Annotated in this window: 27 protein-coding genes; 12 read left to right on the top strand and 15 right to left on the bottom strand. The window is 65.3% G+C overall.

Going from position 1 to position 25,030, the window contains the following annotated elements; genetic code table 11:
• Positions 1 to 27: 27 nt before the first annotated feature.
• From AOP74_RS07970 to AOP74_RS07960, 3 genes are all read right to left on the bottom strand, one after another.
• A complete protein-coding gene (locus tag AOP74_RS07970) occupies positions 28 to 867 on the bottom strand; it encodes a M15 family metallopeptidase (protein ID WP_061961745.1) in 840 nt (279 codons plus the stop codon).
• Positions 868 to 1,023: 156 nt separating this feature from the next.
• Complete coding sequence (locus AOP74_RS07965) at positions 1,024 to 2,085, bottom strand: hemolysin family protein (RefSeq protein WP_236683759.1); 1,062 nt, start codon at positions 2,083 to 2,085, stop codon at positions 1,024 to 1,026.
• Positions 2,082 to 3,353: a hemolysin family protein gene (locus tag AOP74_RS07960; RefSeq protein ID WP_369345495.1), complete on the bottom strand. Its 1,272-nt coding sequence runs from the start codon at positions 3,351 to 3,353 to the stop codon at positions 2,082 to 2,084. Before AOP74_RS07960 ends, AOP74_RS07965 begins: the two co-directional genes overlap by 4 nt.
• A gap of 121 nt (positions 3,354 to 3,474) precedes the next feature.
• Between AOP74_RS07960 and AOP74_RS07955 the strand changes: the two genes are divergently transcribed.
• The 4 genes from AOP74_RS07955 (at position 3,475) to AOP74_RS07940 (ending at position 9,840) form a co-directional block, all read left to right on the top strand.
• Complete coding sequence (locus tag AOP74_RS07955) at positions 3,475 to 4,377, top strand: ATP-binding cassette domain-containing protein (protein WP_061961743.1); 903 nt, start codon at positions 3,475 to 3,477, stop codon at positions 4,375 to 4,377.
• The gene (locus tag AOP74_RS07950; protein ID WP_061961742.1) at positions 4,374 to 5,189 is read left to right on the top strand and encodes an ABC transporter permease; all 816 of its coding nucleotides are present in this window, start codon (positions 4,374 to 4,376) and stop codon (positions 5,187 to 5,189) included. The genes AOP74_RS07955 and AOP74_RS07950 overlap by 4 nt, the downstream gene beginning before the upstream one ends.
• 191 nt (positions 5,190 to 5,380) lie before the next feature.
• On the top strand, positions 5,381 to 9,232 hold the full coding sequence (locus tag AOP74_RS07945) for a multifunctional oxoglutarate decarboxylase/oxoglutarate dehydrogenase thiamine pyrophosphate-binding subunit/dihydrolipoyllysine-residue succinyltransferase subunit (protein WP_082096198.1): 3,852 nt from the start codon (positions 5,381 to 5,383) through the stop codon (positions 9,230 to 9,232).
• The gene (locus AOP74_RS07940) at positions 9,229 to 9,840 is read left to right on the top strand and encodes a GDSL-type esterase/lipase family protein (RefSeq protein ID WP_061961741.1); all 612 of its coding nucleotides are present in this window, start codon (positions 9,229 to 9,231) and stop codon (positions 9,838 to 9,840) included. Before AOP74_RS07945 ends, AOP74_RS07940 begins: the two co-directional genes overlap by 4 nt.
• A gap of 5 nt (positions 9,841 to 9,845) precedes the next feature.
• On the opposite strand, the gene AOP74_RS07935 is transcribed toward AOP74_RS07940, so the two are convergent.
• The 6 genes from AOP74_RS07935 to AOP74_RS07910 form a co-directional block, all read right to left on the bottom strand.
• Positions 9,846 to 10,562 carry a winged helix-turn-helix domain-containing protein gene (locus AOP74_RS07935; RefSeq protein WP_160297471.1) on the bottom strand — a complete coding sequence of 239 codons (717 nt, stop codon included), beginning with the start codon at positions 10,560 to 10,562 and terminating at the stop codon, positions 9,846 to 9,848.
• Between the two features lie 17 nt (positions 10,563 to 10,579).
• Positions 10,580 to 11,359, bottom strand: a complete 780-nt coding sequence (pstB, locus tag AOP74_RS07930; RefSeq protein WP_201774321.1) for a phosphate ABC transporter ATP-binding protein PstB — start codon at positions 11,357 to 11,359, stop codon at positions 10,580 to 10,582.
• Between the two features lie 106 nt (positions 11,360 to 11,465).
• Entirely contained in the window at positions 11,466 to 12,371 is a 906-nt protein-coding gene (gene pstA, locus AOP74_RS07925) for a phosphate ABC transporter permease PstA (protein WP_061961738.1), read from the bottom strand.
• Complete coding sequence (gene pstC / locus AOP74_RS07920) at positions 12,371 to 13,303, bottom strand: phosphate ABC transporter permease subunit PstC (RefSeq protein WP_236683757.1); 933 nt, start codon at positions 13,301 to 13,303, stop codon at positions 12,371 to 12,373. The genes pstA and pstC overlap by 1 nt, the downstream gene beginning before the upstream one ends.
• Before the next feature lie 68 nt (positions 13,304 to 13,371).
• On the bottom strand, positions 13,372 to 14,385 hold the full coding sequence (locus AOP74_RS07915; RefSeq protein ID WP_061961737.1) for a PstS family phosphate ABC transporter substrate-binding protein: 1,014 nt from the start codon (positions 14,383 to 14,385) through the stop codon (positions 13,372 to 13,374).
• Between the two features lie 277 nt (positions 14,386 to 14,662).
• Positions 14,663 to 15,751, bottom strand: a complete 1,089-nt coding sequence (locus AOP74_RS07910) for a type IV pilus twitching motility protein PilT (protein ID WP_061961736.1) — start codon at positions 15,749 to 15,751, stop codon at positions 14,663 to 14,665.
• 125 nt (positions 15,752 to 15,876) lie between these two features.
• Here AOP74_RS07910 and AOP74_RS12460 point away from each other — a divergent pair, with 125 nt between their 5' ends.
• Positions 15,877 to 15,951: a 50S ribosomal protein bL37 gene (locus AOP74_RS12460; protein ID WP_439644680.1), complete on the top strand. Its 75-nt coding sequence runs from the start codon at positions 15,877 to 15,879 to the stop codon at positions 15,949 to 15,951.
• Positions 15,952 to 16,051: 100 nt separating this feature from the next.
• On the opposite strand, the gene rsrA is transcribed toward AOP74_RS12460, so the two are convergent.
• Positions 16,052 to 16,294, bottom strand: a complete 243-nt coding sequence (gene rsrA, locus AOP74_RS07905; RefSeq protein ID WP_061961735.1) for a mycothiol system anti-sigma-R factor — start codon at positions 16,292 to 16,294, stop codon at positions 16,052 to 16,054.
• Between the two features lies 1 nt (position 16,295).
• The gene (locus AOP74_RS07900; RefSeq protein ID WP_082096119.1) at positions 16,296 to 16,955 is read right to left on the bottom strand and encodes a sigma-70 family RNA polymerase sigma factor; all 660 of its coding nucleotides are present in this window, start codon (positions 16,953 to 16,955) and stop codon (positions 16,296 to 16,298) included.
• A gap of 82 nt (positions 16,956 to 17,037) precedes the next feature.
• Between AOP74_RS07900 and AOP74_RS07895 the strand changes: the two genes are divergently transcribed.
• From AOP74_RS07895 to hisN, 4 genes are read left to right on the top strand one after another with little or no spacing between them, the layout of a single operon-like run.
• On the top strand, positions 17,038 to 17,550 hold the full coding sequence (locus tag AOP74_RS07895; protein WP_061961734.1) for a hypothetical protein: 513 nt from the start codon (positions 17,038 to 17,040) through the stop codon (positions 17,548 to 17,550).
• Positions 17,547 to 18,863 (top strand): 3-phosphoshikimate 1-carboxyvinyltransferase, encoded by a 1,317-nt coding sequence (aroA, locus tag AOP74_RS07890; protein WP_061961733.1) that lies wholly within the window; start codon positions 17,547 to 17,549, stop codon positions 18,861 to 18,863. The genes AOP74_RS07895 and aroA overlap by 4 nt, the downstream gene beginning before the upstream one ends.
• Positions 18,860 to 19,882 carry a ribosome small subunit-dependent GTPase A gene (gene rsgA, locus AOP74_RS07885; protein WP_061961732.1) on the top strand — a complete coding sequence of 341 codons (1,023 nt, stop codon included), beginning with the start codon at positions 18,860 to 18,862 and terminating at the stop codon, positions 19,880 to 19,882. The genes aroA and rsgA overlap by 4 nt, the downstream gene beginning before the upstream one ends.
• Before the next feature lie 9 nt (positions 19,883 to 19,891).
• The gene (gene hisN, locus AOP74_RS07880) at positions 19,892 to 20,689 is read left to right on the top strand and encodes a histidinol-phosphatase (RefSeq protein ID WP_061961731.1); all 798 of its coding nucleotides are present in this window, start codon (positions 19,892 to 19,894) and stop codon (positions 20,687 to 20,689) included.
• Here the strand turns inward: hisN and AOP74_RS07875 are convergent.
• The 3 genes from AOP74_RS07875 to AOP74_RS07865 are packed head-to-tail and all read right to left on the bottom strand — an operon-like array spanning position 20,673 to position 22,984.
• Complete coding sequence (locus tag AOP74_RS07875) at positions 20,673 to 21,113, bottom strand: DUF6912 family protein (RefSeq protein WP_061961730.1); 441 nt, start codon at positions 21,111 to 21,113, stop codon at positions 20,673 to 20,675. The genes hisN and AOP74_RS07875 overlap by 17 nt on opposite strands.
• 4 nt (positions 21,114 to 21,117) lie before the next feature.
• The gene (locus tag AOP74_RS07870) at positions 21,118 to 22,362 is read right to left on the bottom strand and encodes a CpaE/TadZ family protein (RefSeq protein WP_061961729.1); all 1,245 of its coding nucleotides are present in this window, start codon (positions 22,360 to 22,362) and stop codon (positions 21,118 to 21,120) included.
• 1 nt (position 22,363) lies between these two features.
• The gene (locus tag AOP74_RS07865; protein WP_061961728.1) at positions 22,364 to 22,984 is read right to left on the bottom strand and encodes an SAF domain-containing protein; all 621 of its coding nucleotides are present in this window, start codon (positions 22,982 to 22,984) and stop codon (positions 22,364 to 22,366) included.
• Positions 22,985 to 23,094: 110 nt separating this feature from the next.
• On the opposite strand from AOP74_RS07865, the gene AOP74_RS07860 reads away from it, so the two are divergent.
• Positions 23,095 to 23,301 (top strand): helix-turn-helix domain-containing protein, encoded by a 207-nt coding sequence (locus AOP74_RS07860; RefSeq protein WP_061961727.1) that lies wholly within the window; start codon positions 23,095 to 23,097, stop codon positions 23,299 to 23,301.
• A gap of 3 nt (positions 23,302 to 23,304) precedes the next feature.
• Here the strand turns inward: AOP74_RS07860 and AOP74_RS07855 are convergent, their stop codons facing one another.
• Positions 23,305 to 23,820: a hypothetical protein gene (locus AOP74_RS07855; protein ID WP_152649218.1), complete on the bottom strand. Its 516-nt coding sequence runs from the start codon at positions 23,818 to 23,820 to the stop codon at positions 23,305 to 23,307.
• A gap of 166 nt (positions 23,821 to 23,986) precedes the next feature.
• Between AOP74_RS07855 and AOP74_RS07850 the strand changes: the two genes are divergently transcribed.
• Positions 23,987 to 24,658, top strand: a complete 672-nt coding sequence (locus tag AOP74_RS07850; protein WP_236683755.1) for a LysM peptidoglycan-binding domain-containing protein — start codon at positions 23,987 to 23,989, stop codon at positions 24,656 to 24,658.
• Positions 24,655 to 25,029 (top strand): Rv3235 family protein, encoded by a 375-nt coding sequence (locus AOP74_RS07845; protein ID WP_061961724.1) that lies wholly within the window; start codon positions 24,655 to 24,657, stop codon positions 25,027 to 25,029. Before AOP74_RS07850 ends, AOP74_RS07845 begins: the two co-directional genes overlap by 4 nt.
• The last annotated feature ends 1 nt before the right edge of the window (position 25,030 follow it).

The following is a 25,030-nucleotide window of genomic DNA, read 5'->3' as shown; positions in this document are numbered from 1 at the left end:
CCCTTCGTGTGTGTTGTCTGAGGCGCGCTAGTCGCGCGTGTTGAGGTACGGCTTGCTGTTCCAGTAGTTCTCGCCGTACACGCCCAGGGCGTCTGTGCCGGGCTCGTACTCCCAGTGCCACGGCTCCCACTTGCTGGACTTAGCCCAGGATGGGTTGACCCAGCCCCAGGTGCGGCCGTTGGCCTCAAGCCACGCCTTGGAGTAGCCGGTGTCGTCGCTTCCGCACAGGTCGATCGCGAGGCCCCAGCCGTGCACCGACTTGCCGGGTGTTGCGGCGAGGTAGCCGCGGCTGGCCTTCGTGGCGTACTGCTGCGAGAGGCTGCGGTAGCCGTTGCCGACGCACAGGTCGCGGCCAAACTCGAGCTTGTACGCTGCGTTGAGTTCTGCGAGCGCTACGGCGGCATCGTTGCGCAGTTCCGCGCCGTTGACGTCGCACAGCGAGTCCGCGGTGAGCTGGCCGTTGTAGCCCTCAGCGCCGTCAGACGGGTTGCAGTCGGGCAAGTAGGGCGATGCAGAGTAGGTGCCGGAGACAGCGAGCGCCGCGCCATTGCCGTCAACTTCTGGCAACGGCAGCTGACGCTCTTCGAGGCTCTGGGTACCGATGATGACGCGCGATGAGGTGGAAGCCTCACCACTCGCGGCCACTGCGACGTTCTCGGTGGGCTCGGTCGCTCCGGCATACGGCGAGATGGTGCCGACTGCTGGGTAAACGATCATTGTGAGCGCAAAACCTGCAAGCACGGACGAGCGTGCGAGGAACTTGCGACGACGGTGGGTGGTCCTGACTTGTGTGACTTCGGTGGCCTCAATACGACGGGTGCGTCGCGACTGATGGTGCGTCGCGGACGCGCCAGCATGCTTGCTCACACGAGCCTCCGTACTTTTCGATTGCCATCGTTCTCGACCGCCCCACCCGGTCCAAGATAGCCACGAGTTTAACCAAACCGTTACCTATTTGGCTACCCCTGGGGATGACGCCTTTGTCACAGTGTCGAAACGATCCGACAGGCAGGCGTTTTCCACCTAACGCTCAGCACCACCGGCAGGTTCCGTCGTTTCCTCGCGCGCCATCGCGTCCCGGACCTCGCCCACCAAGATCTCGATAATGTCCTCGAGGTGGATCAGGCCAAGCTCGTTCTCGTCGTCACGAACAACCGCGATGTGGGCCCCCGTCTGCCTCATGGTGGCCAGCACCGACTCCACTTGGTCATCGGCTGCTACCTGGGGCAATGCTCGGACGCGCCACTCCTGGATGGGTTCTTCACGCTCGCCGGGCCGCGCGAAAAGCGTGTCCTTCATGTGGAGATAGCCCACGAATCCGCCGTCGCCACGCACCGGCAACCGGGAGAAGCCAGTCTCCGCCACCATCGCCTCGACGCCCTCAACGCTCGCGCCGGGGGCCAGGGACTGGACCTCGTCAACGGGGATCATCACTTCGCCCGCCGTGCGGTCGGAAAACTCGATAGCGCCCGCCAGGAGACCCTCGGCATCGTGCAGCGTGCCCTCCTCGGAGGAGCGCTCAACAATGGAGTGAACCTCATCGGCGGTGAAGGCGCTTGTGACTTCGTCCCGCGGCTCGATCCCGCCCATCCGCAGCACACCATTGGCGAGCCAGTTCAGCGCCACGATGATGGGGTGCAGGACCTTGGACAGCCACACCAGCGGCGGCCCCAACAGCAGCGCCGCGCGGTCCGGAGTCGAGACTGCCGCGTTCTTGGGCACCATCTCCCCTACGACCACGTGAAGCCCCACGATGATGACGAGCGCAATGATCATGGCCACAACGTGGGCCGCGCCTTCCGGCATCCCCCACGCCTGCATCGGCCCTTCCAAGGCATGGGCCAGCGCTGGTTCCGCCACCACACCGAGCGACACCGAACACACGGTGATGCCCAGCTGGGCGCACGCCAGCATGTCGGACACGTTCTCCATGGCCCACAGGACCGTCTTGGCAGAGCGCGACCCTGCCTCCGCCCGCGGTTCGATCGAGCTGCGCCGCGCAGAGATCACAGCGAACTCCGCGCCCACAAAGAACGCGTTGGCGAGGAGCAACCCCACCACGAGCACCACCATCGACCCGCTCACGAGGACTCACCTCGACTCGCGACGTCTTCGAGCCGGACCCGGTCAATGCGCCTGCCGGCCATCCGCTCAATCCTGACCCGAACATCGGCCGTCTCCACGGTGTCGCCCACGCGAGCCACCCGGCCCAGGCGCGCCATCACGAAACCGCCCAGGGTCTCGTACGCGGGAGACTCGGGGATCTCGAGGCCAGCGACCTCCATGACCTCGTCAGGACGCAGTTCGCCGGGGACCACCCAGGCACCCGTGGGCATCCGGTGGGAATCCGTGCGGCGAGGGTCGTGCTCATCGGCGACCTCTCCCACCAGCTCTTCCACGACATCCTCGAGAGTCACCAGGCCCGCGGTGCCGCCGTACTCGTCCTCGACGATCGCGCACTGCATGCCGTGTCCGCGCAACTCCAGCAGCAGCGGTCGCATGGACAGCGTCTCCGGGACGCGTGGCGCACCAGCCATCAACTGCTCGACGGTCGTCGACTCGCGGTCCAAGAACGGCACGGAGATCGCCGCACGCAGGTGCACAAGCCCAATCACGTCATCAAGCCCGTCACCAATCACCGGGAAACGGGAGTGCCCCGTCGCACGCGCGAGCATCAGCACGTCTGCGGCGCTATCGGAGCCGCCAAGGGAATGAAGGCGAGTGCGGTCGGTCATGACGTCGATCGCCGTGAGCGCATCAAGATCAATGGTGTTCTTCAGCAGCAAGGCGGTCGAGGGGTCGAGTGTGCCTGCCTCAGCCGACCGGCGGACCAGCGCTGCGAGTTCCTGCGGAGACCGTCCTCCTGACAGTTCCTCGCGCGGCTCGATTCCAAAGGCGCGCAGAATCGCGTTCGCGGTCTTGTTGAGAACAGTGATGACCGGGCCGAGTGCAGACGTGAACGCCATGTTGAGCGGCGCCGCGATCCGGGCCGTGCGCATGGGGTCCGCGAGCGCGGCGTTCTTGGGCACGAGTTCGCCAAAGACCATCGAGAACGCGTTGACAAGAATGAGCGATGTGATGCCGGCTATCACGCCCACCGCCGAGCGGCCCAGTGCGGTCGATTCCAGCGGGATGCTCAGCAGTTCGACGATCGCGGGCTGGGCGGTGTAGCCGAGCAGAATCGTGGTCAGCGTGATCCCGACCTGAGCACCAGAGAGTTGCGTGGACAGTCGCTTGAGAGCACGCACGACGCGCTTGCCGCGCTTACCTTTGTCATCGACGTGAGCGGGGTCGAGCGCTACCAGCGAGAATTCGGACGCGACAAAGATTGCTGTGCCGGCGGTCAACACCACGCCGGCTCCTACCAAGAGCCACGCGGTCAGCATCCGCGACGCCGATCGTCGTCCATAGTGTGGCCAGCATAGCGACGCCGGATAGCATCGGGCAGGCCCCTACGGTTACGAAAGGACTCGGATGGACGCCCCCGCGATTGAGATCCGCTCGCTCACCAAGAAGTTTGGCGCGATTACGGCAGTGGACGACCTCACGTTTACGGCGCAGCCCGGACGCGTGACCGGGTTCTTGGGGCCCAACGGGGCCGGCAAGTCGACGACCCTGCGCGCCTTGGTCGGACTCGTCGAGCCGACCTCCGGCGCAGCGCTGATCGATGGGCGCCCCTACGCTCAGCTCGACCGGCCGGCGCAGTGGGTCGGAGCCCACTTCGAAGGCGCCTTCCACCCGGGCCGCACCGCTCGCGATCACCTCAAGGTGTACTCGTCGCAAGCGGGCGTTGAGGAGGGCCGATGCTCGGAGGTCTTGGAACTCGTAGGCCTCAGTGACGCTGCGGGTCGCCGAGTAGGCGGGTTCTCGATGGGCATGAAGCAAAGGCTGGGGCTGGCAACGGCACTGCTGGGCAACCCACGAGTCTTGATCCTCGACGAGTCCGCCAACGGTTTGGACCCGGCGGGGGTTCAGTGGCTCCGCGCGTTCTTGCGTGCGTTCGCGGCAAATGGTGGAACCGTGCTGCTCAGCTCCCACCTGCTCAGCGAAGTTGAGCTCACGGTGGACGATGTCGTGATTGTCGCGGGCGGCGCACTGCGCCACGCCTCATCCATTTCCGACTTGCGCGGCATGACCGATGCCTCCGTCACCCTCGCCAGCCCCCACGCCGACCGGCTCGCGTCCTTCCTTACGGACCGTTTCCCTGGCTCCGCAAACCTGACCGACCCCACCCATGCGCGCATCACCGGCGCGACCGCCGCGCAGGTGGGCGCCGCAGCCTTTGCGGATGGGCTTGAAGTTCACGGTCTCGAGGACTCGCGGGAGAGCCTCGAGACCGTCTTCCTCCGCCTCACTTCCCAGGAGGTTGCCGCATGAGCGCCGCGATCCGCGCAGAGGTGCGCAAGCTCCTCACGACCCGCCTGTGGTGGGTCCTGGCACTGTCGCTCGCGCTGGGCGTCATCTTCATGGTTGCCGTCATCGTGTTCAGCTTCGCGTTCGCGGAGGAACTCGGCGCCACGGGTGCAGATCAGCCAGACGCGTCAGGCATGGACCCCGAGATGTTGGCAACGATGGTCTACAGCCTGCCGGTCTCCTTCGGATACGTCTTCCCCGCCGTGCTCGGGGCGCTCAGCCTGACCTCGGAGTACCGCCACCGCACCATCGACACCACGTTGCTGATGGATCCGCGCCGTGGCCGTCTGATCGCCGCGAAGCTGATCGCAATCGTTCCCTTTGGGTTGCTCTACGGCGTTCTTGCAATGAGTGCCGGCGTGGTCGTGGGCGGCGCTGGCCTGGCGCTCACCGACAGCGCCACATTCCTCACGAGCGCATCCATGTGGGGCTCGATCGCCATGGGCGTTGTTGCGCTCGCGGTGTGGGCCGTCGTGGGTGTGGGCCTCGGCGCGGCGATCCCGAATCAGGTGATGGTGATCGTCCTGCTCGTGGGCTGGACCCAGTTGGCGGAGCCGATCCTTCGCCTGGCATTGGGCCTCATCGAGCCGTTGCAGGGCGTTGCCGCATACCTGCCGGGCGCCGCTGGCGATGCGATGGTCGGGGCAAGCTTCTACTCGGCCATGGAAGCCGGTAATCTGCTCGCTCCGTGGGCTGGATTCGCAGTTTTGCTGGCGTACGGACTTATCGCTGGGGTCATCGGTTGGTTGCGAATGACCCGCCGCGACGTGGGTTAGCCAAAGGTAGGGCAATGCCTTCACCAAGGTGCGCAAGACCTCGGCAAAACCTTGCGCGGACGTCCCAATCGGCACCTCGGAGCGTCTACTCTTGAAGACGGAAGAAACACTGACGTATCTGACGCACTGGCGCCAAGAAAGTGAGCGGCCTCGACGTGTCCACCGACACCAGCGCATCTGACGCCGACCGCATGACCGTAAACCGTAACGAAGGGGCTCCCACTGTGGCATCGCTCCTGCGTAGCGGCCAGCAAGCGGACCCGGCTCCCTCCTCAACGAGCGACGAACCCCAAGCTCAAGTCGAGGACTCGGCCCCTAGCCCGGGCTCCCACGAAACGAGCCACCGCCCGGCGCCACCCAACATCACGCCAGCCTCCACTGACGTGTCGGCTTCACAGGTACGTCCGGCCGATGCTGGCGCGGCTTCCGCTCCGGCCGCACCTTCCGCTCCCGCGGGGATTGCCCCGAAGAAGGCCGCCTCGTCCGAGCCCTCGCCTATAGCCGAGGCCCCCACCCCGGATCCCGCTGACGCGGCGTCTGCACCCACGCCGCCCGACGTATCGGCCAAGGAGTCTGCCGCTGACGGCGAGCAGGCACCTACGCAGCCCATCGCGACTGCGCAGGCCCCCACCGCGGCATACCTTCAGAAGGACGATCACCAGGCGCTCGCTGCCAAGGACGTCGAGCACGGCGTGACACGCCTTCGCGGCCCCGCAGCCCGCGTGGTCTCCAACATGGAGGCCAGCCTTGAGGTCCCCACGGCCACCTCGGTCCGGACTATCCCCGCGAAGCTAATCATGGACAACCGCACGGTGATCAACAATCACCTGACGCGCACCCGTGGCGGCAAGGTGAGCTTCACCCACCTCATCGGCTACGCAATCGTCGAGGCGCTGGCTCAGTTGCCAGCCATGAACGTTGCGTACGCGCAGGACGAGGGCAAGCCCGCGGTCCGCACGCCCGAGCAGGTCAACTTCGGTCTGGCCATTGACCTCGCAAAGGACGACGGCTCTCGTCAGCTTCTGGTGCCCAACATCAAGGGCGCCGACGACATGAACTTCGCGTCGTTCTGGTCCGCCTACGAGGACGTCGTCAAGCGTGCCCGCACCGGCGCACTGCAGGCGAGCGACTTCAAAGACACCACGATCACGCTCACCAACCCGGGCACCATCGGTACGGTCCACTCCGTGCCGCGCCTGATGCAGGGCCAGGGCTCGATCATTGGCGTGGGCGCGATGGATTACCCCGCTGAGTACCAGGGCGCGTCCTCTGAGACCGTGGCCCGCCTCGGCGTCTCCAAGGTCATGACGCTCACGTCGACCTACGACCACCGCGTCATCCAGGGCGCCCAGTCCGGCGAGTTCCTCGCGCTGGTGCACCGCAAGCTCCTGGGACTGGACGGTTTCTACGACCGCGTGTTCGTGGCGCTGCGTGTGCCCTACGAGCCCGTGCGCTGGGTTCAGGACGCCGCGACCAATGAGGCAGCGGAGGCCGCAAAGCCCGCCCGCATCGCAGAACTCATTCACTCCTACCGCTCGCGCGGCCACCTCATGGCAGACGTGGACCCCCTGTCCACGCGCCTGCGCAAGCACCCTGACCTCGACGTGCAGACGCACGGCCTCACCCTGTGGGACCTCGACCGGGTCTACGCCACCGCCGAGTTCGGCGGGCGCGACAAGTGGAAGATGCGCGAGGTCCTTGGCCGTCTGCGCGATGCCTACTGCCGCACCGTGGGTGTCGAGTACATGCACATCGCGGACCGCAAGCAGCGCGCCTGGCTCCAGGAGCGTCTCGAGGTGGACTACACGAAGCCCACCCGCGAAGAGCACCTGCGGATCCTGCGCCGCCTGAACGCCGCTGAGGCATTCGAGGCCTTCCTCCAGACCAAGTACGTGGGCCAGAAGCGCTTCTCGCTCGAAGGCGGCGAGTCCCTGATTCCGCTGCTGGATGCCGTCATGTCCTCGGCCGCCGAGTCCGGCATCCAAGAGGTCTGCATCGGTATGGCGCACCGCGGACGCCTCAACGTGCTCGCAAACCTTGCCGGTAAGTCGTACTCGCAGATCTTTTCCGAGTTCGACGGCACGGCCATTCCAGGATCGGTTCAGGGCTCCGGCGATGTGAAGTACCACCTCGGTACCGAGGGCGTCTTCACTGCGGAGTCCGGCGCGACCACGGATGTGTACCTCGCTGCGAACCCCTCGCACCTCGAGGCCGTTAACCCGGTCCTTGAGGGAATCGTGCGCGCCAAGCTCGACGCTCTGGGCGCCGACCCCGCCACCGACGGCTACCCCGTCCTGCCGATCCTCGTCCACGGTGACGCGGCATTCGCGGGCCAGGGCATCGTCATGGAGACTCTGAACCTGTCGGGCCTGCGCGGCTACAAGACCGGCGGAACCGTCCACGTCATCATCAACAACCAGGTGGGCTTCACCACCGGCCCCGGTGACTCGCGTTCCACGCGCTACTGCACGGACATCGCCAAGGGCTACCAGATCCCGATTTTCCACGTGAACGGCGACGACCCCGAGGCCTGTGCACGCACCGCGCGCTTGGCTTTCGAGTACCGCGAGCAGTTCGGCCGCGACGTCATCATTGACATGGTCTGCTACCGCCGCCGCGGTCACAACGAGGGTGACGACCCCTCGATGACCCAGCCGCGCATGTACGACCTCATCGAGGCCAAGCGTTCGGTCCGTCACCTGTACACCGAGGCCCTCATCCGCCGTGGCGACATCACGACAGAGGAAGCAGAGTCGGTGTCTCAGGACTACCTCGCTCAGCTCGAGCGCGTCTTCCTCGAAACCCGCGAAGGCTTCCAGGGCACGGACACCGAGAACATCTCCGGTCTGGAACTGCCCTCGAGCCAGTCTTCCGACGCCGGCGTCATGGTCGGCTGGCAGACAGCCGTGTCGAAGAGCCAGGTGGAACGCATTGGTCGCGCCCACACCCGTCCTCCCGAAGGCTTCGCTGTTCACTCCAAGCTCGCCAAGCTGTTGGAGCGTCGCGAGCTCATGAGCCGTGAAGGCGGGATCGACTGGGGCTACGGCGAACTGCTCGCGTTCGGATCGTTGCTCCAGGAGGGCACCCCCGTGCGCTTGGCCGGTCAGGATGCCCGCCGCGGCACCTTCGTCCAGCGCCACGCCGTATTCCACGACCGCGCCACCGGCGCCGAGTGGACGCCGCTGCTGTACCTGAACTCCGATCAGGCACGCATGCACCTCATCGACTCCTCGCTCAGCGAGTACGCCTGCCTCGGCTTCGAGTACGGCTACTCCGTGGAACGTCCCGACGCCCTGGTGCTGTGGGAAGCGCAGTTTGGCGACTTCGTCAATGGCGCGCAGACCATCATCGACGAGTTCATCTCCTCTTCTGAGCAGAAGTGGGGACAGTCGTCATCAGTCGTCCTGCTCCTGCCCCACGGCTATGAGGGCCAGGGCCCCGACCACTCGTCTGCGCGCGTCGAGCGCTTCCTGCAGATGTGTGCCGAGGACAACATGATCGCGGCCATGCCGTCGACCCCGGCCAGTTACTTCCACCTGCTGCGTCGCCAGGCCTACGACCGGCCGCGCCGCCCCATGGTGGTCTTCACCCCCAAGTCGATGCTCCGCCTGCGTGCGGCCCAGTCAAGTGTCGAAGACTTCACGACCGGAACATTCGAGCCGGTCGTTGCCGATCCGATCGACCCAGCCGGAGTCGACCGCGTCCTCGTGTGCGCTGGCAAGGTCTACTACGACCTGGCAGCCGAACGCGAGAAGACCGGCGACACCTCGACGGCGATCCTCCGCCTTGAGCAGCTCTACCCAGTGGACGCGGACGCCCTCAACGGTGCGCTCGAACCGTTCGGCAACGCTGAAGTGGTGTGGGTCCAGGAAGAGCCACGCAACCAGGGTGCATGGAGCTACCTGGCGCACGCACTCCCCCACGTCATCGGACGCGAAGTTCGCGGTGTCACGCGACCTGCATCTGCATCCCCGGCATCGGGCCTCAGCTCGCGCCACAAGGAAGAGCAGGCTGAACTGGTGCAGCGGGCGTTCAACCGATGAAGAACATCTTCTTCGTTGGCGACGAACTCGTAGCCGGCCACGGCGACCCCAAGGCCCTGGGCTGGGCGGGTCGCGTGGCCGCACGCACGTTGCCGCTGGGAAGGAATCTACGCTTCCACACGCTCGCCGTTCCCGGCGAGACCACGGCTGAGCTGTCGAGCCGCTGGGATGAGGAAGCACTGCGCCGCGTTGGCCCAGACGGGCTGAAGGAAGCCGAAAACTACGTGCTGTTCGCCATTGGCCGGCACGACGTCGCCAAGGGCGTGTCCCCGACCATGACGCGACTGCACCTGGCAAACACCCTGGACCGAGCATCGGCCCTAGGCTTCACCACCATGGTGGCCGGGCCCCCGCCCGTCACCGCAAGTGATGCTCAGGCTGTCGCCGAGTATGCGGCGCTGTGTGACGAGGCGGCCGCACGCCGTGCGGTTCCGTTCATTGACATGTACGGCCCGCTCGCTCGCCATGATCAGTGGGCCACCGACATGGCTTCCACCGGGGGCGATGTGCCGCAGCAGGCCGGCTATGGCCTCATGGCGTGGCTCGTGCTGCACTCAACGTGGCACGACTGGCTGGGCCTTGACCCTGCCGCCGGCGATCGGGGCTAACGGCCTCAGTTGCCCGCGGAGACCGACGTGTCTTCTCGCACCGCAGCAAGCGTATAGCCCGAGCCGCGGACGGTCACAACGGGCACGTCCGCATCAATCGCGGCCGCCCGGAACGCCTCCCGGAGGCGACCAATTCCAACGCGAACGCGCGCGGCGGAGGTGGGCTCACCCGAGGACCGGCATTCGGACGCAAGTTCCTCCGCGCTGACGACCCTTGGGTACGCGTCAGCTAGGTACGTCAGCATCTCAAGCAAAGCCGGGCTCAGGCGGATGCGCTCACCGTGCCACACCGCCACGCAGGCATCGCGATCAATCGTGATGCCCGCCGCCCGGTGCACGTCGCGAACCTCTCCAGCGCTGTGGTGCACAGCAGCGACTGCTTGCGCCAGGCGCTGCGGGCTGACGGGCAGGAGTAGCGACTCCACATCCCCCGCACGCGAGCTCGCGGGCAACTCGCTCGCCTGGCGTGACACGGCCACGACCACGGGAGTGTTGCCAATCCCGCTCATCACCTCGACGAGTTGGTCGATGTCCGCATCGGCGCAACCGGGCCCAATCAAGACCGCAGTGACCTGCGGCTCACGGCCCAACTGCACCAGTGCATCGACTCCAGAGTCCGCATACTTGACGGCCACGCCATGGTGGAGAAACTCTGCGTGACGCCCGCGAAGGTGAGTCTTGCGGTCAATACCGAGGGCCACCACAGTGGCAGGCCACTGCACGCGGGTAGCCCCCGCGATCATCCAAAGCGTCCGCTGATGTAGTCCTCGGTGCGCTTGTCGTGAGGGGACTCGAAGATCGTGGCGGTGTCTCCGAACTCGACCAGGACGCCGGTGCGGTCGCCGGTGGTGTCACTGGCTTCTGCCGTGAAGAATGCCGTGCGGTCGGCAACACGAGCTGCCTGCTGCATGTTGTGCGTGACGATCACGATCGTGTAGTCCTTGCGCAGCTCCTGCATGAGGTCCTCGATACGCAGGGTTGCGATCGGGTCCAGGGCCGAGCAAGGCTCGTCCATCAGGATGACCTCGGGCTGGACTGCAATCGTGCGCGCGATGCACAGACGCTGCTGCTGACCACCGGAGAGTCCGAAGGCCGACTGCTTCAGCTTGTCCTTGACCTCGTCCCACAGAGCGGCCTTCGTGAGCGCCTCCTCGACCAGGTCGTCCATCGACTCGACCTTCATGCCGTTGACGCGCGGGCCATAGGCGATGTTGTCGTAGATCGACTTCGGGAACGGGTTGGGCTTCTGGAACACCATTCCGATGCGGCGGCGAACCTCGATCGCGTCCACGTCCGGCCCGTAGATGTCCTCACCGTGATAGGTGATGGAGCCCTCGACGCGGGCGCCCTCAATGAGGTCGTTCATGCGGTTGAACGAGCGCAGCACCGTGGACTTACCGCAACCCGAGGGGCCAATCAGCGCGGTGATCTCGTTGCGCTTGCAACCAAAGTTCACATCGTGGACGGCACGGAAATCGTCGTAGAAGATGCTCACCGAGTCGCAGTCAATGACCGGCACTTCGAGCGAAGGCAGTGCGGAGCCGTGAACAATCGTGTTCGTGGAGCCAACGGTCTGGCTGGCCCGGGCGTTGTCAGTTGAGGCGTTCACATTGAACCTTTCTGGGCTACCAGCGCTTCTGGTAACGGTTACGGATAACGATGGCCAGGGCGTTCATCGCCAGGAGCATGACCAGCAACAACACGCTGGCGGCTGCGGCGAGTTCGTGGAACCCAGCCTGTGGACGTGAGGTCCAGTTGAAGATCTGAATGGGCATCGTGGTGTAGCCACTGGTGATGCCGTTGGGGTCGAAGCTCAGGAATACGAGCCCGCCAAGGAGCAGCAGTGGCGCAGCCTCTCCGAGTGCACGTGACAGGGCGAGGATCGATCCCGTGGCGATGCCAGGCACCGCGGCGGGAAGCGTGTTGCGCCACACCGTCTGCAGTGGAGTCGCACCGACGGCGAGTGAGCCCTGGCGAATCTCCGCGGGCACAGCTCGCAGCGACTCGCGAGTCGCGATAATCACGACCGGGAGGATCAGCATGGACAAAGCCAATGCTCCGACCCACACCTGGTTCTTGTTGGAGACTCCCATGAGCCCCATAGCGCCCAGCGTCAGCATGCCGTAGATCACGGCGGGAATTGCCGCGAGGTTCTGCACATTGACCTCGATCAAGCGGCTGAACCAGTGGTGACGGTTCGCGAACTCCTCCATGTGGATGGCAGCCGCGACGCCCAGGGGGATCGTCATGACGGCAGTCGTTCCAATGACCCACAGCGAGCCGAGGATTGCGGGGCGTGCACCTGCTTCTTCAGGATCCGAGGCGGGGTACTCCGTGAACAGGCGCGAGTCCAGTCGGTTCCAGCCATCCACGATGGTGGTGACGATCAGCACGGCAAGGAAGACAAGGGCAAACAGAATCGCGAGCCACAAGATGATGAGGAAGACGATCGACTTAGGGCTGCTCTCGCCACCCTTGGCGCGGCCACGGACGGTCTTGTGAACCGCCTCCTGCATGGACTTCGGCGACATTAGTAGGCCTCCCGGAAGCGGCGGACGATCCAGATACTGATCATGTTGATCAGCAGCGTGATCAGGAACAGCAATAGACCAACCGCGAAGAGTGTGTTGTATTCAAGTGAGCCCACGCGCGAGTCTCCAAGCGCCGCGTTGGCGATGAAGCCCGTCATGGTCTGACCAGCTTCAAGCGGCCCGCCAACGATGCGCGCCTGTTGTCCAGCTGCGAGCGCCACGATCATGGTCTCGCCCACGGCGCGGGAAATTCCGAGCACGATGGCGGCGATGATGCCCGACAGTGCGGCGGGAAAGACGACCTTGAGGGACGTCTGGCGGCGGTTAGCTCCCAGTGCGGCCGAACCCTGGCGCAGGCTGTTCGGCACTGCGGACATCGCGTCCTCACTGATGGAGGCGATCGTGGGAATGATCATGATGCCCATGACAAAGCCAGCGGAGAGGACTGAGAACGACCCCGTGTCGAGGTTGAGCCAGTCACGAAAGACGGTGGCCTGAATGAACTGAACTGCGAAGTATCCGTACACGACGGTCGGAATACCTGCGAGGACCTCGAGAACAGGCTTGAGGATCTTGCGGGTGCGCTTGTGTGCGAACTCCGACATGAAGATTGCGGCACCGAGGCCAAGGGGGATCGCGAAGAACAACGCGATGACGGTGGTCCATGCAGTGGCCGTAACCAGCGGGACCACGCCGAAGGAGGCGTCGGCGAAACGGGGTGCCCAGCGGGTTCCGAAGAGGAACTCGTTGATCGGCACTTCCGAGAAAAATTCGATAGAGGGAACAATCAGCGCGACCAAGATGCCGAGCGTGATGGCAATGGTCAGCGCGGCAGCGACGCGGAAGATCGCGCGGGCTGCGGTGTCCCACGGGCGCGGTTTGCGCGTGAGGTCGAGGTGCGCCACTTCAGTCGTGGCAGGTGCTGATGTCAAGGGAATGACCGCCTTACACAGTCGAACTGGGGGCGGCCTCAATCGAGGCCGCCCCCAGCAATGACGGACTAGCCGACGAGCGAAGCGAGCTCCGACTCAGCGGTCTCGATCTGGTCGTCGGTCAGCGGCACGAAGAGTGCCGACTGTGCGATCTCGCCAGAGTTGCTGACGTAGTAGTCGATGAAGTCCTGGAGCTCAGGCTTCTCGGCGTAGTTCGCGTTGTTCACGTAGATGAACAGCGGGCGTCCCAGCGGCGAGTAAGAACCGTCCTGAACGGTCTCGGTCGAGGGGTAGACGCAGCCTTCGCCGCCGTCGATCTCGACACCCTTGATGATGTCGGGGTTCTCCTCGAGGTAGCTGAGGCCGAAGTAGCCGAGGCCACCGAGCTCACCGGACACACCCTGGATGGTGACGTTGTCGTCTTCCGAGGGGCTGTAGTCGGTGCGGCTTGCGCCCTCTTCACCGTTGATGACGTCGGTGAAGTAGTCGAAGGTACCCGAGTCAGTGCCGGCACCGTAGAGGGTAAGGGGCTCGTCGGGGAACGAAGAGTCGACGTCCGACCAGGACATGACTTCGCCCTCGGACTCAGGCGACCAGATGGTGTGCAGCTGCTCGACGGTCAGGCACTGTGCCCAGTCGTTCTCGGGGTTAACCACAACGGACAGACCGTCGTTGGCGATGATGATCTCGGTGAACTCAACACCTGCAGCTGCGCACTCGGCTGCTTCTTCGTCCTTGATCGGACGCGAAGCGTCGGAGATGTCGGTCTCGTCTGCACAGAATGCAGCGAAGCCACCACCGGTACCGGAGGTTGCGACGGTGACCTGAACCTCAGGCTGAACGTCGCGGTAGGCGTCTGCTGCAGCCTCGGTCAGAGGTGCAACCGTCGACGAGCCGTCAGCGGCGATGGTGCCGGTCAGGCCCGCGTCGCCACCTTCTGCGCTCGCAGCGGCGGTGCTTTCGGTCGTGGTCTCCTCGGCGCTCGAGGCATCGTCGGAGGAGCTGCCGCATGCGGCGAGCAGGAGGGCAGCGGAAACTGCGAGGGCTCCTGCAGGGGCGAACTTCTGAAACTTGATGGTCACTCTCGGTCCTTTCGTCGGCGCTTGTGCACCGCAGAGGGGATACGTATCGGCTTTGCACCGAACGAAAGCGAGCGTATTGAGCCCAAACAAACTATTGGTGAACGGAAGGTGGCCGTCACCTGAAACATTGAAATCCCTGCTCAGGCCGTGCGTGATCTTGGGGTCAATGGCGTGTCAGAGGGTTGCCATTGAGGCAGGGGAACATCCCAATTGCCACCCTTAGGTGACGAAAAGGTAAACAGATCCGTGCGCGCCCGTAATGGCGCGCAGCCGGGACCTAGGCGATCACACCGGCATTCTTCAGCGTCACCGTGAGGTCATGCGGACGCGAAGAGATGGCGACAGCATCGTCCACCGCGACCACACCGTCGCGCACGAGCGCGAAGAGGTGCTGGTCGAAGGTCTGCATCTTGTAGTACTCGCCCTCGGCAATGAGGTCAGTGATGGGCGGCTGGCTGGCGGGTTCAACAATCGCCTCAGCGGTGCGGCCGTGGTTGACCATGACCTCCGCGGCGAGTGTACGGCCCGAGCCATCGGCCTTGCGGACCAGTCGCTGCGACACGATGCCGCGCAGGGTCTGGGCCAACGTCGATCGCACCTGGCTCTGCTCGTGCGGCGTGAAGAAGTCGACGATGCGGTTGATTGTGTCCTGCGCGTCCACGGTGTGGAGCGTCGCGAGCACGAGGTGGCCGGTCTCTGCGGCGGAGAGCGCGGCGCGCACTGTCTCGATGTCGCGCATCTCGCCGACCATGATGACGTCGGGGTCCTGACGCATCGCGCCACGCAGTGCGTTGGTGAAGTCCAGGGTGTCCGAGCGCACCTCGCGCTGGGAGATGATTGCCTTCTTGTCCTGGTGGAGAACCTCGATGGGGTCCTCGATCGTGATGATGTTGACCTCGCGGTACGTGTTGATGAGGTCCACCATCGACGCCAGCGTGGTTGTCTTTCCCGATCCGGTCGGGCCGGTCACCAGCACCAGGCCGCGCGGCTCAAGTGCGAGGTCGGCGATCACCTGTGGAAGGCCTAGGTCTTCCCAGGGCTGTGCGCCCACTGCGACTCGGCGGAAGACCAGGCAGTCAGTGCCGCGCGCCACGTACGCGTTGACGCGGAAGCGGCCCACGCCGGACAAGGAGAAGGCGAAGTCGGCCTCATGTGTGTCACGAAACTGCGCAACCAGGTCCTCGGGGAGCACCTGCGCGACCATGTTGCGGGTGTCGGCCGGTGTCAGCGGCGGCACCTGGAGCTTGCGCAAACGTCCGTCAACGCGCACGCGCGGCGCCGAGCCAACCTTGCAGTGAAGGTCGGAGCCGCCGGTGCTCGCGAGGGCGTGCAGGAACGGGATGACTGAAACTGGCTGTTCGCTCACGGAAACTCCATCGGCACTTAGCGGGCGTGTCTTGAGGTGAGCGTAGCGCCCCTGGACCTAGGCAGGAACATGAGTGTGGGAAGATAGGGGGTCACGATGTCACCTGTTCAAGAAAGGGGAAGCCGATGAGCAAGCGAGGCCGCAAGCGCAAGGCGCGCGCCAAGGGCGCCGCAAACCACGGCAAGCGTCCCAACGCCTGAGACGCCCCCGCACAGGGGAAAGCCCGCATCGGTGTGACCGATGCGGGCTTTTGTCGTTTCTAGGGCCGATGCTGTGGGGACGGCCGTACCCCCAGTGCCGCTAGCCGTCCTGTCGGACAGCGCGAAGGGACTCGAGGACGCGAATACGCAGTTCCTCGGGAGCCTTCTCGCCACCCGTGCGAGCTGTAAGCGCCTTGATCTTTTCCTTGATCTGGTGCTCTGCCTCGCATGGCGGACATGACTTCAGGTGAGCGCCGATGCGCTGAACCTCTTCTTCGGGTAGTTCTTCATCGATGTACTCGAAGAGGCGGTCAAGCGCGTCGCTGCAATCTGCTCCAGCCATGTCACACCTCCTTACCTGTAGTACTGGCGGCGCGCTTGTCGCTAAATCCACGCTCCGCTCCATAATCCGCAAGCTTGTCTCGCAGTAACTTTCTGCCTCGGTGTAGTCGCGACATCACGGTGCCGACAGGCGTGTCCATGATTTCGGCGATCTCCTTGTAGGCAAACCCTTCAACGTCTGACAGATACACAGCCATGCGGAAGTCGTCGGGAAGCTCGGCGAGAGCCGTCTTGACTTCCGTGTCACCAATACCGTCAAGAGCCTGCTGCTCAGCGGAGGCCAGACCAGAGCTGGTGTGCTCCGCAGCGGCAGCAAGCTGCCAGTCCTCAACCTGCTCCGCATCGGAGCGCTTGGGCTCCCGCTGCTTCTTGCGATAGGTGTTGATGAAGGCGTTGGTCTGAATCCGGTACAGCCACGCCTTGAGGTTTGTGCCCGGCGTGAACTTGTCTTGCGCCTTGAATGCCTTGGCGTACGTCTCCTGGACGAGGTCCTCCGCATCTGCACCATTGCGCGTCATGCGCAATGCCGCGGCGAAGAGCTGATCCATATACGACAGCGCCTCAGCCTCGAAATCCAGGTCCTCTGTGCTCATGCGCACTGAGCCTACTTCACGTCCGCGGGACTGCGCGGACGCGCTCCGTACCGCTGTCACTGTCGTCATGTGAGGTTGAACGCGCAACTATTGGCGCACATTCCCACATCAGGACCTGACGACCACCCGTTGGACTTGGTAGGTTGAGTTCATGCTCCGAGTACTCGCCCGCCCCCTGCTCGCCACGTGGTTCGTCTACGGAGGTGTGCAGTCGTATCTTGAGCCCGAGAAGCGTGCCGAGCGCGCCGCGCCCGTCGTGGAGCCTGCCATGGCCGAAGCCGGCATCGAAGGTGTCTCCACCACGGACCTCGTGAAGTGGCACGGTGTGGCCACGGTGGCCGCGGCATCGGTCCTTGCACTGTCCCGCACCCCGCGTACCGCCGGACTGGTGCTCGCGGGCCTGACCGCCGCGACTGTCGTCGCAGGCCGTCCCTTCTGGCTGGAAAAGGACGAGGAGAAGAAGGAGCAGGAGACTGAGTTCTTCCTGCGCAACGTCTCCCTCTTGGGCGGAACCCTGCTCGCTGCGACGGCTGGCCACAACCCGCGTCGCAAGGAGAAGGCCAAAGCCAAGAAGGCCAAGGCGAAGGAAAAGAAGGCCGGCAAGACCACTGTCGAAGCAAAGAAGACTCGTCGCGGCGCCGCCGTCACGGCGTCCAAGAAGTGACGCCTCAGCCTCCACACGGAACCGGTCCCGGCGAAGTCTGGCGGGCCCCGCGCGCAGCAGGACCAATTGACGCCACGGTTGACGTTCCTGGCTCTAAGTCCCTGACAAACCGTTTTCTGCCGCTGGCAGCGATGGCCGATGCTCCGGTCACCATCCGCGGTGGCCTCCGCTCGCGCGACAGCGACCTCATGATCGCGGCCCTGCGCGAGCTGGGCATCGAAATCGATGACTCCGGTCCTCAGTGGGTCGTCACTCCTGGGCCGATTCGCGGCGGCGGACACGTCTTCACTGGGCTCGCGGGCACCGTCATGCGGTTTGTACCGCCGCTGGTGTTGCTAGCCGATGCTCCGGTCACCTTCGATGGCGACGCCGAGGCCCGGGTGCGGCCCATGGGTCCCCTCCTCGACGCGCTGCGCGCTTTGGGTGCCGGTGTCGACGACGACGGGCGCGGGACCCTGCCCTTCACCGTGACTCCCCCCACCGCGATTCCCACCTCCGTGGACGTCGACTCGTCGGCAAGTTCGCAGTTCGTGACCGCCTTGCTCATCGTCGCGCCGCGGCTTCCCGAAGGTCTCACGGTGCGCCACACGGGCGAAACCCTCCCGAGCCTGCCCCACATCGACATGACATGCGCCACGCTCCGCGACGCGGGCGTGCGGGTGGACCAGCCCGACGAGCGCACCTGGGTGGTGCACCCGGGCGCGATCTCCTTGGGGGACGTCCGGGTCGAGCCAGATCTGTCCAACGCCGGTCCCTTCATTGCCGCTGCCCTGGTCGCCGGTGGAACGGTACGGATCCCGGGCTGGCCCGCGTCGACCACGCAACCTGGAGCGCTGTTCCCTGACATCCTCGAGTCGATGGGCGCGACCTGCACGCTGGATGGCGATGTGCTGTCTGTCACCGCGCCCGGCGTCGTCAATGGTGGCATCGAGGGCATCGATGCCGACCTCTCCCCTGCTGGCGAGATCACGCCCACGATTGCGGCCCTATGCGCGCTTGCCTCATCGCCATCTGTCCTGTCGGGCATCGGGCACCTGCGAGGCCACGAGACTGACCGTTTGAAGGCGATCTCGACTGAGGTCGACCGCATCGGCGGCCGCTGCCTCGCAACCGACGACTCCTTGAAGTTTGACGGCCTTCCGGTCGGCGGCCTCAGCGGCGCTGCCATGGAGAGCTATCACGACCACCGCATGGCGACGTTTGCGGCGATCATCGGCTTGGTGGTCGACGACATCGACATCGTGCACGTCGGCACCACGGCGAAGACCATGCCGGACTTCCCGCAGATGTGGAAGGACATGCTCAGCGCGTGAGCGACTGGAGCCGCTACGACGAATCCGACGCCAAGGTGCGGCCGGGCAAGGGTTCGCGCCCGCGATCCAAGCGCCGGCCCAAGCACGAGGACGCGATCCCCGGCACCGTCGTCGGCGTCGACCGCGGCCGCTTCTCGACCGTCCTTGACGACGAGACTCCCGTCACCGCCGTCAAAGCTCGTGAGCTAGGACGACGCGGGCTCGTCGTGGGCGACCGGGTCGCCCTCGTGGGGGATGTCACCGGGGCCGACGGCACGCTCGCGCGGATCGTCAGGCGCAGCCCCCGCACCACCGAGCTACGCCGCACCGCCGATGACACCGACCCCACCGAGCGCGTCGTTGTCGCCAATGCGCACCAGCTCGGCATCGTCACAGCTTTGGCGGATCCCGCCCCCAATCCGCGCATGGTGGACCGCTGCCTCGTCGCGGCTCTCGACGCGGGCATGGACGCCATCCTGATTCTCACCAAGGGCGACCTCGGATCCGCAGACGAACTGCGTGCGGCGTACGAACCGCTCGGAGTTACGGTCCTGGTGACCACGATGCACACGGAGCCCGAGGGCACCCAACGTATCGACGGCATCGGCCCGCTGCGTGACCTGCTGGTCGACCGCGAAAGCGTGCTCGTGGGGTACTCCGGCGTCGGCAAGTCGACCCTCGTCAATGCTCTGGTTCCCGATGCCCATCGCGCCATTGGCCACGTGAACGACGTCACCGGGCGTGGACGGCACACCTCCACGTCGGCCATTGCACTCGACCTGCCCGACGGCGGGCGCATCATCGACACACCGGGTGTGCGGACCTTCGGGCTGGCCCACGTCGATCCCGATCACTTCATCGCGGCGTTCCCGGATGTTGCGGAGGCCGCAGCCGAGCGTTGTCCTCGTGGGTGCACACATGAGTCCCCAGAAGCGGGCTGTGAACTGGATGCATGGGCACACACCGACGCTCAACGCGCGCGAGTCGAGTCGATTCGGCGCTTGCTCGCAACGCGAGCCGAGGCCGACGCCACCTACTAGCCTGGCCCCATGACTTCCAGTCTTTACGCCGACGACCTCGCGCTCGCGCTCACCATCGCCGCCGCCGTCGACTCCCTCACGCTCAGGAACTTCGGGTCGGAGAACCTCACGGTCGAGACCAAGCCAGACGACACTCCCGTCACCGCGATTGATCGCGCGGCGGAACGGCTCGTTCGTGACATGTTGGCGGAGGAACGTCCGGCCGATGCTGTGCTTGGCGAGGAGTACGGCAGCGTGGGTGACGCTCGGCGACAGTGGGTCGTGGATCCGATCGACGGCACCAAGAATTATATTCGCAACGTTCCTGTGTGGGCCACGTTGATCGCTCTCGTCGTCGATGGGGAGCCCGTGGTCGGCGTCGTGAGTGCGCCTGCCCTGCAACGACGCTGGTTCGCGGCGCAAGGCGACGGAGCATGGCTTGGATTCAACACCCGCGAGGCCACACGGCTTCACGTGTCCTCCGTGAACAAGCTTGAACAGGCGTCGCTGTCGTACTCGTCCCTCAGCGGCTGGGAAGAACGCGGCCTGTTGCCGGCGTTCGTGGACCTGACGCGATCACTGTGGCGCACGCGCGCCTTTGGAGACTTCTGGAGCTACATGATGGTGGCTGAGGGAGCGGTGGACCTAGCCTGCGAGCCTGAACTTGCGCTGCACGATATGGCCGCTCTTGTGCCCATCGTGACCGAAGCCGGCGGAGTATTCACTTCGCTCGCCGGCGAGCCAGGGCCGTTCGGTGGCGATGCGATTGCCTCGAATGGGCACCTGCACTCCGAGGCCTTGCGCGCGCTGACTACGGGCGCGGAATAGCGGCGAACTCGCTGACGTCCCACCACAGGACGTCGCGCTGCGCCAAAGACTCAGCCGCAACCTCATTGCCGCCGAGTGCCGCCGCCGCATCCTCTGCAGCAGCAAGTTCGTCAACAAACGCGCACACGACGTCTTCGGAAGCAATCTTTCCGGTGACAGACACGGCAGCGGGGTGATCTCCCGACAGTTCACGGACCTCTGCCCGCGAGCAGTCGGCGACCAGGACGACGCGAACTGGGGCGAGGTTGTCCTGCAGTGAGGCGTACGCCGCTTCGTCGCGCACCTGCTCCGCGAGTTCTTCTTCATCAGCCAGCGAGGAGATTTCGAGCAACCTCCCCGTGACTGCATACGCGCGCTCGGCGGTCAGGTCGCCGCGGAGGCAACCGTCGAGATCGTCGAACGAGGCTGGGATGTACACGCGCATGACTTCAGTGTGTCAGCACAGAGGCATCAGCGGCGGGTGTGCGCGCCGACGGCGGTGTAGTCACTTCTGTCTCGACCGCGCTCGCGAGAGCGTCGAAGGCCTTTGCTAGACGCGAGCGCGGCGAGAGCTCTCTCACCAGTTGCCCGGCCAACGTGGCGGAATCAGCCGCTTTGGCGTCCCACGGAAGCATCCACGCCCGGTCAACGCCAGCGAACCGTGTCAACGCATCCGCGAGCGCTTGTTGCGGCTGGGGTCCCGCGACATCCGCACGAACGCGATTCATGACGACCATGGGATCCGCGTTGTGGGACTCGAGCATCTCCAGTCCGTGGATGAGGCGCTGCACGCCAAGCGGCTCCGCTGTCCCCACTGCCACAACGCGGTCCGCAGCTACCAACGCGCTCAAGGTTGCACCATTGCGCTGAGGAGCATGCGTGTCATACGTCAGCTCTTCATCGTGCTCGATTCCAAACCCAGCATCGATCACGACCCAATCGAAGCATCGGCCCGCCGCCTCCCAGACCACGTCGAGCGCAGCGGCCGGAAGTTCATGCCACCTCTGCGGCCGGCTTATGCCTGTGAGCGCCTGGAGGTTCGGTGCGATCGGGGTTGCATGCGCATACACGTCGGCATCGCTCACTGCTCCCGAGCGCGCCGCCCTCGCAAGCCCCGCGAGTCCGGGTGCCTCGTCGAGGAGCCCGCAGGCCTGCGAGATGGCACCTCCATACGTGTCGGCATCGATGACGACTGTGGAGTGGCCGCGGTGCGCGAGTGCCGCGGCCAGGTTCAAGGCGACCGTGGTGCGGCCTGGTGCGCCGGTGGGGCCCCACACGGTCAGGACCCGGCCGCGTGTGGGCTGAGCGCCATCTGCTACCGACACCTCCCGTGCTGGCGGGATCGGCGGAGCGGCGGACGCCACTGCAGCGAGGTGTGACGCGCATGCAGATGGCTCGGGAGTGGTGATGACGTCGGTCACTCCCAGGAGGCGCAGACGCGCCGCCGCATCTGGTGACTCGGCGATGCCGACAATGCTCACCCAGTGACGAAGGTCTGCCACCACGTCGCGCGTCAGATGTGGCTGCTCGGAGATCAACACCAGCGCACCCACACCCGCCTCGGCGGCAGCGGCGGCTTCTGCCAAGTCTGCGCACCGTGCGGCCACCGCCAACCCCGGGTGCGCATCAATCGCGGCGGCAAGTGCCGTCTCTGCGCGCGTCCGCACGGCCATCAGGACAGCGGTCGCGGCCATGTCAGCGACTCCCCAAGCCAACGACGGCGATCGTGCCGCCCCCAGAAACGGCGCCTAGGAAGGCGCCCACATCCGCGGTGGGAACCGCCACATGGACGGTGTCTTCCCTCGTGGCAAACGCCCCATCTCCGCGGTCGACCGCGGCGACAGTCAGGCCCTCGGCGATCACGACAGTCGCGCGCTCGTCGTCGCTCTCCTTGCTCACCCAGACGTCCACAATCGATCCTGGTTCGATGCCCTCGGCCAACGGCACTCCCGTGACGACAGCAATGGGGCGCACGTCAGCATCGGCCGCCTCCACAAGAGCGCCGTGTGGGACCAGCTCCCCCGCCGCGACGGTGCGCGAGACCACCATCCCCCACGGCTCAGACCCCTCAACGGCGACGTACGCTTCGCCAGGTACACGGCCTTGGGCCACGTCGACGGAACTCTCGCTCAGCACTGTGCCCGGCGTGAGCGTGTCGCGCGCGGCGTAATACGAGACGGAGTCATCCGTGGCCTTCACCGTGAGACCGACGGCGACAACCGCGATGGCGATCAGCAATAAGCCGACCAACAAGCGCGGATCCGACCAACTTGGTCTCTTGAGCCGTCCCGCCACGGCATGGTCGTCAGCCATCATTGCCCCCTGTGTATTGCGTGTGCGCATCGCTAGCATGCACCGCATCGCAAAGCACGACAACCCCCTGTGGATAAGGGCAAGACGTCACATCTGCGTGCGACAATGACGACATGTCACCACGGTTCTTGAAGCTCGAAGACGTTCAGGAGATTCTCAACATCTCCTCGCAGCAGGCCTACTCCCTGGTGCGTAGCGGCGACCTTCCGGCAATTCAGGTCGGCGGCCGCGGTATTTGGCGCATCGAAGCGGCCGAACTCGAGTCGTACATCCAGCGTCAATACGATGCTTCCAAGGCCAAGGCCCACGAGGAAGCCTGAGCCTCACCCCACCGTCGTGCAGCGCTGAATCGACGACAGCGGGATACTCACGAGTTCACCGTCGTCGCTGCGCACCTCGCACACGTCCTGGCCAACGCCCGCCAGCACCCCCTGAACCACCCCCGAGCGCACCGACACCTGCACTCGCGATCGGTCCCGCGCGATTCCACGCAACGCACTCGCGAACGTCAGCCTGCGGTCAACAATGCCTGCGTGCGCGGCCTGCGCGGCAAGCCCGCGACACATGTCGACAGCGGCCACGGGAATCACGTGCTCCCGCCCGCCCTCTGCTGAAACCAGCATCCACTGGGACGCCGCGTCCAGGAGCACACCGCTGATCCGTTCACCGTCACTGCACATGACGGTGACGGGTGACCCGACGGTCGCCAACAGGCGCGACCCGAACGTGACCTCCGCTCGCGCGGCGCGTGCCCGGTCGCGCACCTCACCCCGCCATTGCTCGGTTTCACTGGCTCGCGCCTGAGACTCGAGGTCGGCAAATAGCTGCTCCCATCGCATGCGCACACGCTAGCGCTGTCCACAGAAGCGCGCCCATCTTTGGACAGCGGGGGAACATTCGTATAGATCTAGTGTCATCAAACAGCATCAAAGCAGAAAGAAGAACGCTATGAATCCTCAAATATCGCAAGCCTGGCCAGTCCGAATATGTGCCGCAATGGCCGTCTTGTCAGTCCCAGCACTCACCACCGCGCTGGCGTGGGCCGCATTGCACCTCTGGCACGCCATCTCCACTGAGCAGCCGACGCTGAGCGACGTCGTCCTGCTTGCCGCGTGCGCCACAGGGGTCGCGGTCGGATCGTCGCTGACATGGTCCGCGGTCTCGATGGCACTGCGAGCCGGCTCGGCCCGCGCACGCGGACTGGGGTCACGGTGGGCACCGCCGCTGTGGCGACGCATCGTGGCCACAGCGCTTGGCGCGGCCGTCGCGGGAACAGCAGCCGCCCCAGCGATGGCTACGACGGAGGCAGACCCAGCATCGGCCGGCTGGCTATCGACGCCCGTGGCGAGCACGCAGGTTGAGACGGGTCCGCAGACGGATGCGGGCGCTGACTCGCGACGCGAATCCCCTCACACAATCCCCGCCTCGACATCGGGCGCGCCCGACACAGCACCCACCGAGTCGCCCGCGCCGACAACCGACGAGACCGTCACAGTCGAGACAGGCGACACCCTGTGGGACATCACGGCGCAGGCGCTTCCACAAGACGCCACGCCTGCCCAGATCGCCCAATCGTGGCCGGATCTTCACGCAGCCAACAAAGACGCGGTGGGAAAGAACCCTGACCTCATCCACGCAGGCACCGAACTCACCATCCCGAAGGAGTGGCAGTCATGAGCGCAGTCCCCGTCACCGCGACGCCGTACGTCCGCACACCTGCGCGCAATCTAGGCAACCCGGCAGCGCTCGCGTGCACGGTCGCCAAGGCCGTCACAGAGTCAGTCCTGGGCGGATCCGAACTGTCGGCAGTCAATCGCTGGCTTGAGCCTCAGCTGCGCCGGAGACTTGAACGCCAGCGTTCGCTCACCCGTCGAGCCGGCCGGCCGCCGGTCACCGCCCACGTTCGCCGCGCCCGCGTGGAACGGGTCAGCAATGGCGCCGCAGAGGTCGCGCTCGTGGTGGACGTCGCCGGACGAAGCCGTGCGGTCGCGATGCGCCTTGAAGTGGTGCACCAGCGGTGGCTCACCACCGCCATCGACGTCCTCTAGG

The sequence above is a fragment of the Demequina flava genome, from assembly GCF_000975035.1.
GTDB classification, from domain to species: Bacteria; Actinomycetota; Actinomycetes; order Actinomycetales; family Demequinaceae; genus Demequina; species Demequina flava.
The sequence above is the reverse complement of the archived record's forward strand: the minus strand, read 5'-3'. Positions and strand labels throughout refer to the sequence as shown.

What these genes read in the sequence shown, in the direction of transcription:
- AOP74_RS07955 (WP_061961743.1), top strand. Translation starts at nt 3,475, where the DNA reads ATGGACGCCCCCGCGATTGAGATCCGCTCGCTCACCAAGAAGTTTGGC.
- AOP74_RS07950 (WP_061961742.1), top strand. Translation starts at nt 4,374, where the DNA reads ATGAGCGCCGCGATCCGCGCAGAGGTGCGCAAGCTCCTCACGACCCGC.
- AOP74_RS07945 (WP_082096198.1), top strand. Translation starts at nt 5,381, where the DNA reads ATGACCGTAAACCGTAACGAAGGGGCTCCCACTGTGGCATCGCTCCTG.
- AOP74_RS07940 (WP_061961741.1), top strand. Translation starts at nt 9,229, where the DNA reads ATGAAGAACATCTTCTTCGTTGGCGACGAACTCGTAGCCGGCCACGGC.
- pstA (WP_061961738.1), bottom strand. Translation starts at nt 12,371, where the DNA reads ATGTCGCCGAAGTCCATGCAGGAGGCGGTTCACAAGACCGTCCGTGGC.
- rsrA (WP_061961735.1), bottom strand. Translation starts at nt 16,294, where the DNA reads ATGGCTGGAGCAGATTGCAGCGACGCGCTTGACCGCCTCTTCGAGTAC.
- AOP74_RS07900 (WP_082096119.1), bottom strand. Translation starts at nt 16,955, where the DNA reads ATGACGACAGTGACAGCGGTACGGAGCGCGTCCGCGCAGTCCCGCGGA.
- AOP74_RS07895 (WP_061961734.1), top strand. Translation starts at nt 17,038, where the DNA reads ATGCTCCGAGTACTCGCCCGCCCCCTGCTCGCCACGTGGTTCGTCTAC.
- hisN (WP_061961731.1), top strand. Translation starts at nt 19,892, where the DNA reads ATGACTTCCAGTCTTTACGCCGACGACCTCGCGCTCGCGCTCACCATC.
- AOP74_RS07875 (WP_061961730.1), bottom strand. Translation starts at nt 21,113, where the DNA reads ATGCGCGTGTACATCCCAGCCTCGTTCGACGATCTCGACGGTTGCCTC.
- AOP74_RS07870 (WP_061961729.1), bottom strand. Translation starts at nt 22,362, where the DNA reads ATGGCCGCGACCGCTGTCCTGATGGCCGTGCGGACGCGCGCAGAGACG.
- AOP74_RS07865 (WP_061961728.1), bottom strand. Translation starts at nt 22,984, where the DNA reads ATGATGGCTGACGACCATGCCGTGGCGGGACGGCTCAAGAGACCAAGT.
- AOP74_RS07860 (WP_061961727.1), top strand. Translation starts at nt 23,095, where the DNA reads ATGTCACCACGGTTCTTGAAGCTCGAAGACGTTCAGGAGATTCTCAAC.
- AOP74_RS07855 (WP_152649218.1), bottom strand. Translation starts at nt 23,820, where the DNA reads ATGCGATGGGAGCAGCTATTTGCCGACCTCGAGTCTCAGGCGCGAGCC.
- AOP74_RS07845 (WP_061961724.1), top strand. Translation starts at nt 24,655, where the DNA reads ATGAGCGCAGTCCCCGTCACCGCGACGCCGTACGTCCGCACACCTGCG.